This is a genomic window from Vibrio floridensis (assembly GCF_021852965.1).
Classification (GTDB): Bacteria; Pseudomonadota; Gammaproteobacteria; order Enterobacterales; family Vibrionaceae; genus Vibrio; species Vibrio floridensis.
In genome coordinates this window covers 96,107-112,092 of record NZ_JAKGCY010000006.1, presented here as the reverse complement: position 1 = coordinate 112,092, position 15,986 = coordinate 96,107, and the positions used below count along the sequence as shown (strand labels likewise).

Here is a 15,986-nt window from a genome sequence, read left to right as displayed (position 1 = left end):
TACTACTATTTGCTAAAGCAGTTCAGAAACCACTTCAGCCAGTTGATTAAATGTTTTCGTGCGCGAAGAACTCGGTCGCCAAACCAAGCCGATATTACGATAAGCCTGCTGACCGGGTGGTTCAACGACAACCAAATTCTGGTTGTCCAACAAACCGTGATCGATAGCCATTTGAGGAATGAAAGTGGTGCCTAAACCGTTGGCCACCATTTGCACTAAGGTATGCAAACTGGTCGCACTAAATGGGTTAATTTTCTCTTTGTCAGTCAGTTTGCAGGCCGACACAGCGTGCTCGGTCAGACAATGTTCTTTTTCCAATAAAAACACCGACTCATCAGGCAAGTCGTCATATTTTATTGGCACTTTAATCGCCCCGACCTGGTTCCGGCTGATCACCATTTTGAATGGATCTTGCCCGACAACGCGACTTTCCATCCCATCGATCTCAACGGGTAAAGCAAGGATCAATACGTCCAATTCACCATGACGTAAAGCCGTCAATAGGTTGGTTGTTGTATCTTCACGCAATAGAAGATTCAGTTGAGGAAAACGTTGGTTGATTTCTTGTACTAAATCGCACAATAAAAATGGTGCGATGGTAGGAATGCAGCCCAGTTTCAATTGCCCTTGCATGCTATCACCCTGACACAAGTTCCCCAACTCAACGAGATCTTGCCCCTTTGCCAATAGCTCTCTGCCATGCATGACTACCAGTTCACCTGCCTGAGTAAAAACCAATGGGCTTTTTTTGTCTTTCTTCTCATAGAGAGGACAGCCGATCAACTCTTCTAAATTTTGGATACCTTTACTTAACGTCGATTGACTGACAAAACAACGTTCAGCCGCATCACTAAAATGTCGCGTTTCATGCAAAGTAATAAGATAGTGCAACTGCTTCAGACTGGGCCATTTATTCATAAAATTATTAATACTTACCGTCGTTTGTATGATTAACTCGATAGAATTGCTCTTATCGCTTTTTTCGATGAAGTTAATCTATTTAATTCGCTTTTTTCAATACTACAATCTGTACTATAGTTTGTCGCGTACAAACACGGACTAAACCCGAAACTTAGATTGTGGTTTAGAAACAATACATTTTTAGGAGCAAAAAAATGGTACTAGTAGGTCGTCAAGCCCCTGATTTTACTGCTGCTGCTGTTCTAGGTAACGGTGAGATCGTTGATAACTTCAATTTTGCAGAGTTTACTAAAGGTAAGAAAGCGGTTGTTTTCTTCTACCCACTAGACTTCACTTTCGTTTGCCCATCTGAGCTGATCGCATTCGACAACCGCTACGAAGATTTCCAAGCGAAAGGTGTTGAAGTTATCGGTGTATCTATCGACTCACAGTTCTCTCACAACGCATGGCGCAACACGCCAGTTGAGAACGGTGGTATCGGTCAAGTTAAATACCCTCTAATTGCTGACGTTAAGCACGAAATCTGTAAAGCGTACGATGTTGAGCACCCAGAAGCAGGCGTTGCTTTCCGTGGTTCTTTCCTAATCGACGAAGATGGTCTTGTACGTCACCAAGTAGTAAACGATCTGCCTCTAGGTCGTAACATCGACGAAATGCTACGCATGGTTGATGCTCTGAACTTCCACCAGAAGCACGGCGAAGTATGTCCTGCTCAATGGGAAGAAGGTAAAGCAGGTATGGACGCATCACCTCAAGGTGTTGCAGCGTTCCTATCTGAGCACGCAGCTGACCTTAAAAAATAAGGTTCTTTAACACCCGAGCTCAAACGGGTGAATGGTTGGAAGTTCTCAAAGAGAGACAATAAAACAATAGATTGCGGAAACCGCAACGCGCCAATCAGTATAAAGTAGAGTCCTTCCAAAGCCCGATGCATTGCGTCGGGCTTTTCTTTTTCGCGCAAAACATCCTTCTAAACCCGGTAATTGAAGCGAAAAAGTTTACCCCTATTCTTCACCATGCTCCTGCTATGATGAACTTCTGTTCTCTCTATTCAAACGAAAAAACATGAGTTACCAAGTCGAAGTTTGTATCGATAATATCGAATCTCTACACAATGCTCTTGAAGGTGGCGCGACTCGGATTGAGCTTTGCTCATCCCTCGCGTTAGGTGGGTTAACCCCTAGCTATGGGTTTATGGCCCTCGCGGCAAAATTGTCGACGGTTCCGGTTTACGCCATGATCAGGCCAAGACAAGGAGACTTCTTATACAGCGATGATGAATTTGCAATCATGCAGCAAGATATTTTGTCTGCTCAGCAAGCAGGCCTACAAGGCGTGGTATTTGGCCTGCTGACAGCAGATGGCGATATTGATGTTGCAAGAACCCGTGTATTAGTCAAACTCGCCCACTCGCTAGAGCTTGGCGTGACTTTTCACCGTGCTTTTGATCAATGCCGAGTGCCCTTTACCGCTTTAGAGCAGATCATTGACCTTGGATGCGAGCGAATCTTGACCTCTGGGCTTGCCGCCAGTGCCCCGCTAGGTAAAGAAACGCTGACTCAGCTCGTGGCTCTCAGCCAATCACGCCTCGCTATCATGGCAGGCGCAGGAGTCTCCCCCGATAACGTTGCCGAACTGACACAGACAACGGGGGTTAAAGAGCTGCATCTTTCAGGCAAGAGCACTCGCCCAAGCAAAATGACCTTTATTGCTTCTGACAGCAAGATGGGCGCAACTGATCAAGATGATTTTATTATCCCAATTACCCATGCAGCCACCATTCGCAATACCGTATTAGCTCTCAAATCAATCAGCTAACTGCCCGAATTTCCTCCTTCAATGCTATGATTTAACAAAGCAAAGGAGGGCGTATGGGAAAGTTGAAAAAGAAGTTCTATGAACATGAACTCGAGAGTTTGCAAATCGAGCTAGTCAAACTGCAAGAATGGGTTAAGTTCAAAAAACTCAAAGTGGTTGTGATATTTGAAGGTAGAGATGCCGCTGGGAAAGGCGGAGTGATCAAGCGCATCACCGAGAAACTTAACCCTCGTGTTTGTCGAATCGCCGCACTGCCAGCGCCAACTGAGAAAGAAAAAACGCAGTGGTATTTTCAACGCTATGTCGCGCATTTACCTGCCGGCGGTGAAATCGTGCTGTTTGATCGCAGCTGGTATAACCGCGCTGGCGTAGAAAAAGTGATGGGGTTTTGCACCGATGATGAATACGAAGAGTTTCTACGTTCTTGCCCAGAATTTGAACGCATGCTACAGCGTTCAGGTATTGTGCTCCTAAAATACTGGTTCTCGGTTTCCGATGAAGAACAGGAGAAACGCTTTATCGAACGCATCAACACCCCAATAAAGCGCTGGAAATTCAGCCCGATGGACTTAGAATCACGTAACCGCTGGGCTGAATATTCAAAAGCTAAAGATGAAATGTTTGCTTATACCGACACCAAACATTGCCCATGGTGGGTGGTTCCCTCGGATGATAAACGCCGAGCACGACTCAACTGCATCAGCCATCTATTGAGCAGTATTGATTACCAAGAAGTGGTTCATCCACCCGTTACGCTTCCTGAACTCAACAAAGAAGGGTATGTTCGTTCTCCAGCAGAAGAGCAAACCTTTGTTCCTTTTAAATACTAATTGACACAATATGGCTAAAGATCTTTTTTACTCTCTCGATTTGAACTTATTGCGCACTTTCATGGTGCTCTACCAAGAAAAAAACATGCGTAAAGCATCAAAGCGATTGTTCGTTTCGCAGCCAGCAATTAGCCAAGCACTACAGAAGCTGCGACATCATTTTGGTGATGAGCTGTTTGTCAAAGTCCCCACCGGTTTAGAAGCCACTCCATTTACTGAAACCGTGTTGACGGCCATTACGCCGCATCTCGACGGACTGGCTTCAGCGCTCAATCAAACCCATGAGTTCAATCCCATCGAGCTTTCTGGTCGGATTAAAATTGCGCTTTCACCTATTGTTATGGCCTCTTTAACTGGCGCTTTGTTTACTCGCTTTATCACCCAAGCACCGAATTGTACGATTGAACTGGTCGGTTGGAATAGAGACACCTTCACTGACCTCCAACAAGGAACTATCGATTTCGGTGTGAACTTAGAACAAAATGTTCCGCAAAATATTTCTTGTAAAAAGCTGGTCGAACTGACCGGAAAACTGATTGTGAGACGTGGTCATCCGATTGATAAACAAACAGTGACAGCAAAAGATCTCGAGCCTTACCCGATCGCTTCCATTATCACCCCAGGATGGAATGACAACTTTACCCATGCGGCGCAGCTTATGGAAAAAGAAGGCGCCACTCCAACCGTTGGTTTTCGCTCAGAAATCATGCTTGCCGTGATCGATATTGTTCAACATACCGACTACTTTATGCCTCACTCCAATTTGTTTCCCCTCGCGCAATACCCCACCCTAAGAGCGCTTAATATTTTGGTTGCTGGCCAGCCGTTTACGCATGGTGTATTTAGCTACTACCACAGCAGAAATCGTAATAATCCATTGATGCATTGGATACATCACGAAATCAAAACTGTCCTTGAAAATCAGCTTAGCGATAACTTAAGCTTATCGCCAAAATAACCAACCAATATTAGATAACCAAACACTTATCAATCATTATTGCCATCAGAAATTGTCATGTGAAACAAGGAATCGATTTCTGAGGCAAATTGATGGTTACAAGCAACCCTACCATATCAATACTTGCCTCTTGCTGAAGGATTAGACGAATCCCGTTTGCTCATTAGCCGTGAGCCCAACTTCAAGATTGTAGGTATTGATATGAAAAAATCACTGATGTCGCTGGTCATTACTAGCTCACTTGTTTTAGCTGGTTGTTCCTCTAGCGCCAACAACGCTGGCCATTCAGGTACAGAAGCGACACCTGATCGACTTCCACCAGTATGGCACTCACCAGAAGACGCAGTAAACACTCCGGATCGCCAGCCGCCATTATGGGGAGGCCCAACTGACGATGGTAATACCCCAGATCGCCAGCCACCACTATGGGGAGGCCCAACTGACGATACTAATACGCCCGATCGTTTGCCACCAACTTGGAATGACCCTGAGCAACCCCCGATGTGGAACTCACCGCTTTACTCTTACGTGATCGACGGCGATAAAATTACCGACGCCAATGGTAATGAGTACACAATTTCACGTGAACATTGGATTAGCAATGAATTTACTGTTCAAGATAAAGATGGCAACGTCTATTGGGTTCGAAGAGTGACGTCCGGTGAACACATTGGCAGTTTCGCGATCTTCCATAACGGCGATGTTATTTATGTCGGTGGTGACACCGTTAAGGGTGGTATCGCTCCAGCACTTGAAGCAGCAAAACCTAAGTTGGACCGTCAAGCAGTAAGAGATACGATTCGCGCGCGAATCAACCAATAACGTCTTCTCCTTTTCTTTGGCTCCCATTGTGGGAGCCTCTCTCTGAACAGGTATTTTCATGAGCAAAAAAGCAATGGCCTTTTGCTGCTTAATTATTAGTGAAGCAGTTCAAGCGGGCTTTAATGTTTCAATTGAAAAGGACTTAATTGAACTCAGTGTATCTGCCGCCATCACCGAACAAAGCTATTTGTACATTGGCACAGATAGTAATGAATGGTTAGGCGTTGGCGTTGGTTATCAACATCGCTTGTCATCAAAATGGACCACTAATGCCTACTACGAGTTTGGCTTGGAAAATGATTGGCTGATGAATGACATGCTAGAAGTTGATGGGGTGAAAACCAAAAGCCATTTTTTAGATTTTTCAACCACACGTCGCTTTGATGACTATTCAATTAAAATGGGCATCACTGGGGAGTTTACGCGCAACGGCTTCACTTGGATTACCGTAGATGATTCTGACAAATATTCGATATATGCCTCAGCGGCTCACTACTTTCAGCATATCTACCTTACTGGCCGATACGAACATCATTACGCCATTGATCGCTCAGACATGATCGACTTTAATCAGGGGCACGCCAATGAATGGGAGTTCTCAATCGGCACCATGCGCTCAATATGGACAATTTACCCTTATCTTAAGGCCACTATTTTAAGTCCTAATGGTACCTATTACGGAAGCCAAAACACCAGTGTGAACTGGACGGTGGGCGGAAGTATTTCGTTTTAGTCGTCATGATAAGCATAGGTTATTAAATAGATAATGATTACGACTTATGCATGGACAAACTTAATCACTAATATAGCCGCATACAGGAATGGAACTCCATCTTCATACAATCAACTTTTGGGTAATATCATGAAAAAGATGGCGATAATTCTCTCTTCACTTATTTGTTCGACTGCATTTGCAGGAATCACGATTTCTCCAGATCTCAAGTTAGGCCCCTATAAAGGTGCAGGTATTCAATTGGGTATGAGTGATGTACTTGGCTTTGATGCTGTCTTTGCGGAAGTGGCAAAAACTCGTTATGAAAGCAGAGCTTACGATGAAGAGATTTACTCGTATCGTGCTGGAATACAACAAATGTTGGGTGAGTCCAAGCAGCAAGGTTTCCAAGCAAGCCTTGGATTAGCCAAATATGATGGGAGTTTCTTCAATGAGCACAAAAACACACACGGTGTCAGTATTAGCGCCAATTACGTGTTCCAAGCGAACCAACATTTGTTTTTACGCGCCGGTTTCGAAGTTGACGTGTTTGATATAAACACCACATTCATTCCTGCCGACACGTCACCCAACTTTAATCTCGGTTTTGGTTTACGCTTCTAAACACTACTTAAGTGCGTCATTGATGCCTTGATCGCCCAGATGACGCACATCTTTGCCTTTGACAAAGTAGATAATGTATTCGCAGATATTTTGACAACGATCCCCCACTCGCTCAATCGCACGAGCCGACCACATCACCTGAAGGATGTTGGGAATGTTCTTCGGATTTTCCATCATATAGGTCATGAGCTGACGAATTACCGCCTCATATTCCGCATCAATTTTGTCATCCATCTTGTGCACTTCAGCTGCGGCATCAACATCCATTCGAGCAAACGCATCTAGCACTAAATGGAGCATTTGAATCGCTTGACGAGCGAGTGGCTCTAGCGAAACATTAAACTGACGTTCTTTCGAGGAAGGACTCTCGATTGCCACGTAGGCCATTTTGGTTGCTACATCACCAATGCGTTCTAGATCCGTAATGGTCTTAATAATCGCCATAATCAAACGCAAATCTTTGGCCGTTGGCTGACGTTTCGCAATGATGCGGGTACACGCGTCGTCAATCGACACTTCCATCGCATTGACTTTATGATCATCGCGCACCACGCGCTTCGCCAAATCGAGATCATCATTGTGCAGCGCCTGCATAGCAAAAGAGAGTTGCTGTTCAACCAGTCCACCCATGGTCAATACGTGGGTGCGGATAGATTCAAGCTCAACGTTAAACTGCCCAGAAATATGACGCCCGAAATGCATAATGATCCTTATTGTTTGTGTTTGACTAACCGTAACGGCCAGTGATGTAGTCTTCCGTTTGCTTTTTCATCGGTGAGGTAAAGATGGTATCTGCATCGGAATATTCTATGAGTTTCCCCATATGAATGAACGCGGTGTAATCGCTCACTCGTGCGGCTTGCTGCATGTTATGAGTAACAATCACGACAGTATATTGAGTCTTGAGGTCGTTGATAAGCTCTTCAATTGTTAAAGTTGATATAGGATCCAAAGCAGAGGTCGGTTCATCTAAAAGCAGCACTTCTGGCTCTATGGCTATGGCACGGGCAATCACCAATCGCTGCTGTTGCCCACCAGAGAGACCAAAGGCATTTTCATGTAGACGATCCTTCACCTCGTCCCACAGCGCCGCAGAACGAAGTGAACGCTCAACGGCGTCATCCAATGTGCGACTATTTTTTACTCCTTGCAGTCGCAACCCATACACGACGTTCTCATAAATGGACTTTGGAAATGGGTTGGGCCTCTGAAATACCATGCCGACTCGACGCCTTAACGTCGCCACATCAACACTAGGATCATAAACATTGCTGCCATACAGTTTTACGCTGCCTGTCACTTTGCAACCTTCGACCAGATCGTTCATGCGATTAATACAACGCAGCAACGTTGACTTACCACAACCTGACGGACCGATAAATGCCGTCACTCTCCCTTTGGGAATGCGCATCGAAATGTCGTACAGTGCCTGACTTTGACCATAGTGCAGATCCAAGTTCTCAATCGTAATGGCCGTTTTATCGTCAGGCAGATTATTCACATCTAAAGGGGCGTGATAGCCCAATGTGTCATTGAAAGAATACATCTTAGTCTTGCCCCAATGTTCGATATTTTTCGCGTAAATTATTGCGGATACTGATGGCCGTTAAGTTCAAGCCGACAATGACCGTCACCAACAAAAAGGACGTGGCATACACCAGTGGTCGCGCTGCTTCGATGTTCGACGTTTGGAAGCCCACATCGTAAATATGAAAGCCAAGGTGCATAAACTTACGTTCAAGATGAATGTACGGAAACTGTCCATCCACAGGCAAACTGGACGCAAGCTTAACCACACCCACCAGCATTAATGGTGCTACTTCCCCAGCTGCACGGGCGATGGCCAGAATCAACCCAGTAATGATGGCAGGGGTCGCCATCGGCAACACCACTCGCCACAATGTCTCAAATTGCGTCGCTCCGAGCGCAAGTGAACCGTGACGAACCGAGCTGGGAATACGTGTTAGGCCCTCTTCTGTGGTCACAATGACCACGGGCAGCGTCAATACGGCTAAGGTCAGTGCAGACCACAACAGCCCAGGTGTACCAAAGGTTGGAGCAGGAAGGCGCTCTGCATAAAACAGGTTATCAATTGAACTACCGATGGTGTAAACAAAAAAGCCTAAGCCAAAAACGCCGTACACAATGGAAGGCACACCGGCAAGATTAATGACCGCGATACGGATGACTCGTGTAAAAGCGTTATTTTTGGCGTACTCATGCAGATAGATGGCAGCAATAACCCCCAGCGGCATCACAATAATCGACATGATCAACACAAGGAACACAGTACCAAATATGGCAGGAAAAACACCACCTGCCGAGTTGGAATCTCGCGGATTTTCTGAGAGGAATTTCCAAATTTCTCTCCCCCAGTGCACAATTTTATCGCCAACCTTCATTTTGTTTGGCTGCCAAAAATCCAAAATTTCACTGAGAGGAATAGAAACCACATTGCCACCCATTTCTTCCACCAGTAGCGTGTAACCCGTGAGTTGCAAACGTAATCCGTCAAGCTGCTGGTCGTAGTTGGCTAACTCCTGTTCATAGTGTTCACGTTCCGCTTGATATTGCTGCAAATACTCGGCACTCAACGTGCCATTGAGCTCTTTGCGTCGCTTATCAAGACGGAGCTGTTCCAATTTCCAACTTAACGGTTTGATGTTTTGCTCAACCACCAGCGCAATTTCTTCACGTAAACGTTCAGCGTATTCGAGCTTGTCTCGCAACAATGGGAAGATATTCTCGTCGGTCTGTATATCGCCATCACGAAACGCTAAGTATCGGCCATAGAAATCGCCGCCACTGCTGCGTTCAAACACAACAATCTCTTCCGGAGTTGTGGGTTCACTGAGTTGCGACTCCAACACCGAAATAAATTCGGAGGGATACAAACCTCGATTCGCCACTTTGATTTTCAAACGCACCGCTTCTTGCTCGTCTTGCACAATAGCCTGTAAAGATGGCGGCAGTTGCGAATAGTCCACTTGGTTTCGCTGATAAACCTGGCCAATCACACGGCTTCCAACCGATGTTTGTGGCGACAACTGAGGTGAGGTTTTTACTATCGTCCACTGATAGACAGGCGCAGGCCAGAAGTAATTAAGCCCCTTCCAACCAATCAAAAGCAGCAGTGCCAACACCGAAAGCAAGCTGATGCTGACCGCTCCCCCTGTCAGCCAAATCCACGGTGCTCCTGAACGAATCCATTTCAGCACGCTAGCTCTCCCAACATTCGACTATGATCACAGCGCACGATATTTATCTCTTAATCTTTGGCGTACCCACTCGGCCAGCGAGTTGACGGCGAAGGTGAAAACAAACAGCAATAGGGCGGCTAAAAACAATAATCGGAAGTGCGAACTGCCTACTTCTGATTCCGGCAACTCAACCGCAATGGTCGCAGATAAGGTGCGCATCCCTTCCAAAATATTCCAATCCATTAGCGGCGTGTTTCCAGTCGCCATTAAAACGATCATGGTTTCGCCAACAGCACGCCCAAGCCCCATCATGATGGCAGAAAAAATTCCCGGGCTCGCGGTGAGAATCACCACATGAGTGAGCGTTTGCCACGCTGTCGCGCCCAGCGCCAAAGAACCATCAGAGAGATGCTTAGGCACGGAGAAAATCGCATCTTCTGCGATGGTAAAAATCGTCGGGATCACCGCAAAGCCCATCGCTAATCCCACCACCATGGCATTCCTTTGATCGAAACCGATCCCATGCTGCGACAGAAACAGACGAATATCACCCTCAAACAACAATGACTCTAGTCCGGGAGCAAATTCTACTCCCATCATCACCACTAGCACCATGCTTGGCATTAAGATCACGGCATGCCAACCATTAGGAACTTTATGCCGCCAAGCAGAAGGAAGGAGCATCCAGCCCGCACCAACTACCACGGTACTTAACGGCAATACCACCATCAAAGTCACAACATTGATCAAATGCTGCTCAACAATCGGCGCAAACCACAAGCCGGCAAGAAAACCAATGATCACCGTTGGCATAGCCTCCATCAATTCGATGGAAGGTTTAACGATACGGCGCATTTTCGGTGCCATAAAATAACCGGTGTAAATAGCCCCTAATACCGCGATCGGTACCGAGAACAGCATGGCAAACAAAGCCGCCTTGATGGTGCCAAATGCAATAGGAACAAGGCTGAACTTCGCTTCAAAGTCATCGTTCGCTGACGTTGATTGCCAAACAAACTCAGGTTCAGGGTAACCTTCGTACCATACTTTTTGCCACAACGAAGAAAGAGAGATCTCCGGATAAGGGTTGTCCACCGTCGCTAAACTTAATCGCCCGGGAAAGTAAGTCAGCAAGAATTGTTCATTATTCGACATGGCTGCCAATTGTGGCGCTTGGCTATACGCTCTCAAAAAGAGCGCCAGCTTTTCACTGGTCGTATAATGACTTTGTAATGTGCCATTGGTGTAAAAACTGTAAAAGCCTTTACGGTGTGTATCGGGGAGCAAAAATTGTACTTCTGAGGCCAATTTAAAATCACGTATGTGAGTGAGTTGTCGCTTCTTCTCTTGCCGGGTATCAAACCATTGCGAAACTCGGCCATCATCGTGCGTCACAAGCAGTGAGTAAGCACCTGCCAGTAAAACCATATTGCGGACCGAGTGCTTTTTGTCCCCCAATGTTAAATCCACCACTTCTCGAACATAAAACGTGCGGTCACGTTTCTTCGCGACCATCAGTTCGGAAGCAGTACGTAGATATATCGTTTCCCCATCCGGCGTAATCAGCAACTGATCCACATGTGGGATTTGTGATGGAAACTGAAAATCGATTTGTGTCGATTCGCCATTCACATTCTGTGTCCAACGCGTCTTTAAGGTACCATCTCGCATCAACCACACTAACGTCGGTGAGGATTGTGTACTGCTAAAAGCAAATCGCTCAACATCAGCACCTTGCGCTGCGATTTGAAAATCATAGGTCGGGCGGTAAAACTCAACTTCTGGCGGCTGAACATTCTGTGCCAGTGAGCTGTTAAAACGCGGTTTAAAGAGCGTCACTTGACCTTGCTGAGTCACAAAACCATACGTATCCAATGCTGCTATACTTTGTGCAAACGCAACTGGCTGTTCTGTGATGGATACGTCCAAAATAGGTTTCGCATTGTCTAACTGCCAAAACGTTAAACGGCCTTGTTGCGTAATAGTTAAGGCTCGGAGGCCATAGTCATCAACAGCCAACGCCAAAGGCTTTTCCACAGCGATAGGCATGGAGAGCTTGTTAGGCTCCAACTTGGCGTCAGAAAAAAGCGGCAAAACCACCATAGCAAGGTAGACAAAAATCAGCACCAACGCTGCCAATACGCCAACACCACCACAGGTTACCGCCATGCGAACCAAGCGATCTTTTAACAATCTCGACTTGTCTCTGGTCTGCAATGTGAATTCGGCTCTGGCCATCGAATTTTTCTACCCTTTTTGACGTGCTGACATAATATTTCGTTAAGATGACAATTATATTACAGATCACATTAACCATATGAAAATAATACAACTATTATGATAGTCATGGTATGAAATAAATCTGTAACAAAAAACACATACTGTGCCTCCTTATTGAGTCCATTTTTAATTACATGATCAACGTCAGGCCAATTTATGAGTGCGGATAAATTCTATATAGAAAAAGAGCTTAGCTGGCTGTCATTCAATGAACGGGTATTACAAGAAGCCGCCGATAAAACCGTGCCGCTCATTGAGCGCATTCGCTTTCTTGGTATCTTCTCCAATAACTTGGATGAGTTTTACAAAGTGCGATTTTCGGATGTAAAACGCCGGATTTTGATTAATCGAGAGCAAGGTGGCAACGACATTTCAAAGCACTTGTTGTCAAAGATGCAGAGCAAAGCCTTAAAACTCAACGAACGCTTTGATGAACTTTACAATGAACTGATCCGAGATATGGCAAGACGGCATATTTTTCTCGTCAACGAAAGCCAACTCGATGAGGCTCAACAAAAATGGATCGTCAAATATTTCCAGAAAGAAGTATTGCCTCACATCACTCCGCTGATGTTGACCGATGAAATTGACGTCCTGCAGTTTTTGAAAGACGAGTATGCGTACATCGCTGTGGAGTTGAAACAACAAGAACAGGCCAAATATGCCTTGCTGGAAATCCCCACCGATCACCTTCCTCGCTTCATTATGGTGCCAGAGCAAAAAGGCAAACGTAAGAAAACCATTATCTTGCTCGACAACATCATTCGCTTTTGCCTTAACGATATCTTCCGTGGTTTTTTTGACTACGACGAACTCAATGGCTATGCAATGAAAATGACCCGAGATGCCGAGTACGACTTGCGTCATGAAGTTGAATACAGCTTGCTAGAGCAGATGTCTGAAGGCCTAAGCCAACGACTCACTGCGTTGCCCGTGCGTTTTGTTTACGAGCGAGAAATGCCTGAAGAGATGCTGAAGTACCTTTGCTTTAAGCTCAAAATCTCTCACTACGACAGTTTGATTCCTGGCGGTCGTTATCACAATTTCAAAGACTTTATCGCCTTTCCAAACGTTGGACGCGACTACTTGGAGAACAAACCGCTGCCACCATTGGCCTGCGCTGATTTTGAAGGCTACGCCAACGCATTTGATGCCATTCGCAATCAAGATATTCTCCTGCACTACCCTTATCACAGCTTTGAGCATATTACGGAGCTGGTGCGTCAAGCCTCATTCGACCCCAAGGTGGTCAGCATCAAAATCAACGTTTATCGCGTTGCGAAGAATTCACGCTTAATGAACTCATTGATCGATGCGGTGCATAACGGCAAGCGAGTCACCGTGGTCGTTGAGCTACAAGCACGCTTTGATGAAGAGGCCAATATTGAATGGTCAAAACGCCTAACCGATGCGGGCGTGCACGTTATTTTTGGTGTACCAGGAATGAAGATCCACGCCAAATTATTATTGATAACGCGACGTGAAGAAGACGATTTCGTGCGCTACGCGCATATTGGTACCGGTAATTTCCACGAGCGAACAGCCCGTATCTACACCGACTTCTCTCTGCTCACCGCCGATCAAGAACTCGCGGCGGAAGTACGCGGCGTATTTGCCTACATAATGAATCCTTTCCGCCCAATAAAGTTTCGCCACTTGATCGTCTCACCACGGAACTCTCGCTCACAACTTTATCGGCTATTGGACAACGAAATCCACAACGCCCAAGCTGGGAAAAAAGCCACCATTACCCTCAAGGTGAATAATCTGGTTGATAAAGGACTGATCAGTAAACTTTATGCGGCCAGCAGCGCTGGGGTGAAAATTCGCATGATCATTCGCGGTATGTGTTCATTGGTTCCAGGGTTAGAAGGAATCAGTGAAAACATTGAAATCATCAGTATCATTGATCGATTCTTAGAACACCCACGCGTGTTGGTTGTCCATAACGATGGAGAACCGTTAGTCTATATCTCTTCTGCCGACTGGATGGAGCGTAACATCGATAACCGTATTGAAGTCATGTCTCCAGTGCGTGATACACGCATCAAACAGCGCATTATCGATATTCTCAACATCCAATTTACTGATACAGTGAAGGCACGCCGCATCGACAAAGAGATGAGCAATAATTATGTTGAACGCGGCAATCGCAAAAAAATACGTTCTCAGATAGCCATCTACGACTATCTTAAAAATGTTGAGAAACATACGCGCAAGCAAAAGGGGCAAGTAGAACCGAATGACAACAACCAATAGTCGAGATATTGCCGCTATCGACCTAGGCTCCAACAGTTTTCATATGGTGGTTGCCAAAGTCGTCGATGAAGATCTGCAATTAATTAGCCGCCATAAGCAACGTGTGTACCTTGCTGATGGATTAGATAGCGAAATGAATCTGAGCCATTCGGCAATGGAACGAGGGCTCGAATGCTTAGCGATGTTTGCCGAACGACTGCAAGGGTTTGAACCAGAGAATGTTCGCATTGCGGCCACGCATACTCTACGCCAAGCACACAATGCCCATCTGTTCTTACAACGCGCTAAACAAGTCCTCCCCTTCCCCATCGAAATTATTCCGGGAGAAGAAGAAGCGCGTTTGATCTATCTGGGTGTTGCACACACACAACTAGAAGTCTCCTCTAAGTTGGTGGTTGACATTGGCGGTGGCAGCACCGAACTGATCATCGGTCGCGATTTTGAACCGGAGCTACTCAACAGTAAGCAAATGGGCTGTGTCAGCTTCACCAGTCGTTACTTTTCCAACGGGAAAATTACCAAAAAGAACATCAACAAAGCGATCACTGCGGGTGAACAGAAACTGGAATCCATCGCCAGTCAGTATCGTAAGAAAGGTTGGGAAATAGCCTATGGTTCGTCAGGCTCTATTAAAGCGATTCATGAAGTCCTCGTTGGTCTGGGTTTTGAAGATGGCATTATTACCCAAAATCGGCTCGGCACTTTGATCGAAATGCTGTGTAACTTTGACACCATCGATGACATTCAACTAACAGGCCTCACCGATGAGCGAAAACCCGTGTTTGCAGCTGGCGTCGCCATTCTGATGGCGGTTTTCCAGACGCTAAAATTGTCAGAAATGCACTATTCTGACGGTGCGCTTCGTGAAGGTTTACTCTATGAAATGGAAACGGGCTTTGCACGTTCAGATCTGCGTATGAGAACAACCGAGAACTTAGCTAAGAAGCACTTGGTGGATTTGGAACATGCTGCACGTGTAAAAGGCTTGGCCGGTGAACTGCTTGAACAAGCACATAAAAAGTTGGGCATAATCCGTGAGAGTGAGTTGGCCCACTTACTGGAATGGGCAGCTCTCCTTCATGAGGTCGGATTGAGCATCAGTCTGCGTGGTTTTCATCGCCATTCAGCCTACATCTTACAACACACCAACATGCCGGGCTTTAACAGCGAGCAACAACTGTTGCTTGCTTCACTCACACGCTATCAGCGTAAATCGCTCAAACTTACCGAATTGCCCGAGTTCCATCTCTACACTAGAGAACAAGTGATCAATCTGATTCGCCTTTTGCGCCTTGCCATTCTCATCAATGGTCAGCGCAACGATGATCCACTGCCAGAATTTACTTTGGACGTGAACGATGATCATTGGTTACTCAGTGGCAAAGACAAAGATTGGTTAGAGAACAACAAATTGCTTTCTGCCGACTTACAAAGTGAGCAAGAACGTTGGTCACAAGTGAATTGGAAACTGGAGCTTAAATAATCCCCAAAATCGCTTCGATAAATGAAAGAACCCCACGTGTTAAGTGGGGTTTCTGGTGATTAGTCACAGGAGCAAAGCC

Annotated in this window: 14 protein-coding genes; 9 read left to right on the top strand and 5 right to left on the bottom strand. The window is 45.8% G+C overall.

Translation table 11 applies throughout. From position 1 onward, the window contains the following. Positions 1–12: 12 nt before the first annotated feature. Positions 13–918, bottom strand: a complete 906-nt coding sequence (locus LZU85_RS11555) for a hydrogen peroxide-inducible genes activator (RefSeq protein ID WP_176298042.1) — start codon at positions 916–918, stop codon at positions 13–15. A 197-nt stretch (positions 919–1,115) separates the two neighbouring features. On the opposite strand from LZU85_RS11555, the gene LZU85_RS11550 reads away from it, so the two are divergent. The 7 genes from LZU85_RS11550 (at position 1,116) to LZU85_RS11520 (ending at position 6,685) form a co-directional block, all read left to right on the top strand. After that, positions 1,116–1,724 carry a peroxiredoxin C gene (locus LZU85_RS11550; RefSeq protein WP_176298043.1) on the top strand — a complete coding sequence of 203 codons (609 nt, stop codon included), beginning with the start codon at positions 1,116–1,118 and terminating at the stop codon, positions 1,722–1,724. Between the two features lie 262 nt (positions 1,725–1,986). Further along, complete coding sequence (locus LZU85_RS11545; protein ID WP_176298044.1) at positions 1,987–2,739, top strand: copper homeostasis protein CutC; 753 nt, start codon at positions 1,987–1,989, stop codon at positions 2,737–2,739. A 53-nt stretch (positions 2,740–2,792) separates the two neighbouring features. Next, the gene (gene ppk2, locus LZU85_RS11540; protein ID WP_176298045.1) at positions 2,793–3,569 is read left to right on the top strand and encodes a polyphosphate kinase 2; all 777 of its coding nucleotides are present in this window, start codon (positions 2,793–2,795) and stop codon (positions 3,567–3,569) included. A gap of 10 nt (positions 3,570–3,579) precedes the next feature. Continuing rightward, positions 3,580–4,527 carry a LysR family transcriptional regulator gene (locus tag LZU85_RS11535; RefSeq protein WP_237287135.1) on the top strand — a complete coding sequence of 316 codons (948 nt, stop codon included), beginning with the start codon at positions 3,580–3,582 and terminating at the stop codon, positions 4,525–4,527. Between the two features lie 201 nt (positions 4,528–4,728). Further along, the gene (locus tag LZU85_RS11530) at positions 4,729–5,349 is read left to right on the top strand and encodes a hypothetical protein (RefSeq protein ID WP_237287134.1); all 621 of its coding nucleotides are present in this window, start codon (positions 4,729–4,731) and stop codon (positions 5,347–5,349) included. A gap of 58 nt (positions 5,350–5,407) precedes the next feature. Beyond that, entirely contained in the window at positions 5,408–6,082 is a 675-nt protein-coding gene (locus LZU85_RS11525) for a hypothetical protein (protein WP_237287133.1), read from the top strand. A 129-nt stretch (positions 6,083–6,211) separates the two neighbouring features. Beyond that, positions 6,212–6,685, top strand: a complete 474-nt coding sequence (locus LZU85_RS11520; RefSeq protein WP_176298049.1) for a hypothetical protein — start codon at positions 6,212–6,214, stop codon at positions 6,683–6,685. 3 nt (positions 6,686–6,688) lie between these two features. Here LZU85_RS11520 and phoU read toward each other — a convergent pair whose 3' ends face one another. From phoU to LZU85_RS11500, 4 genes are read right to left on the bottom strand one after another with little or no spacing between them, the layout of a single operon-like run. After that, positions 6,689–7,387 carry a phosphate signaling complex protein PhoU gene (gene phoU, locus LZU85_RS11515; RefSeq protein WP_176298050.1) on the bottom strand — a complete coding sequence of 233 codons (699 nt, stop codon included), beginning with the start codon at positions 7,385–7,387 and terminating at the stop codon, positions 6,689–6,691. Positions 7,388–7,412: 25 nt separating this feature from the next. Next, positions 7,413–8,231, bottom strand: coding sequence for a phosphate ABC transporter ATP-binding protein PstB (gene pstB / locus LZU85_RS11510; protein ID WP_176298051.1), 819 nt, complete (start codon positions 8,229–8,231; stop codon positions 7,413–7,415). A 1-nt stretch (position 8,232) separates the two neighbouring features. Next, on the bottom strand, positions 8,233–9,903 hold the full coding sequence (gene pstA / locus LZU85_RS11505; RefSeq protein ID WP_237287132.1) for a phosphate ABC transporter permease PstA: 1,671 nt from the start codon (positions 9,901–9,903) through the stop codon (positions 8,233–8,235). Positions 9,904–9,930: 27 nt separating this feature from the next. Then, positions 9,931–12,123, bottom strand: a complete 2,193-nt coding sequence (locus tag LZU85_RS11500; RefSeq protein WP_237287131.1) for an ABC transporter permease subunit — start codon at positions 12,121–12,123, stop codon at positions 9,931–9,933. Between the two features lie 198 nt (positions 12,124–12,321). Here LZU85_RS11500 and ppk1 point away from each other — a divergent pair, with 198 nt between their 5' ends. Continuing rightward, positions 12,322–14,424, top strand: a complete 2,103-nt coding sequence (gene ppk1, locus LZU85_RS11495; RefSeq protein ID WP_176298054.1) for a polyphosphate kinase 1 — start codon at positions 12,322–12,324, stop codon at positions 14,422–14,424. Beyond that, positions 14,408–15,907: an exopolyphosphatase gene (ppx, locus tag LZU85_RS11490; protein WP_237287130.1), complete on the top strand. Its 1,500-nt coding sequence runs from the start codon at positions 14,408–14,410 to the stop codon at positions 15,905–15,907. The genes ppk1 and ppx overlap by 17 nt, the downstream gene beginning before the upstream one ends. Positions 15,908–15,986: the final 79 nt, after the last annotated feature.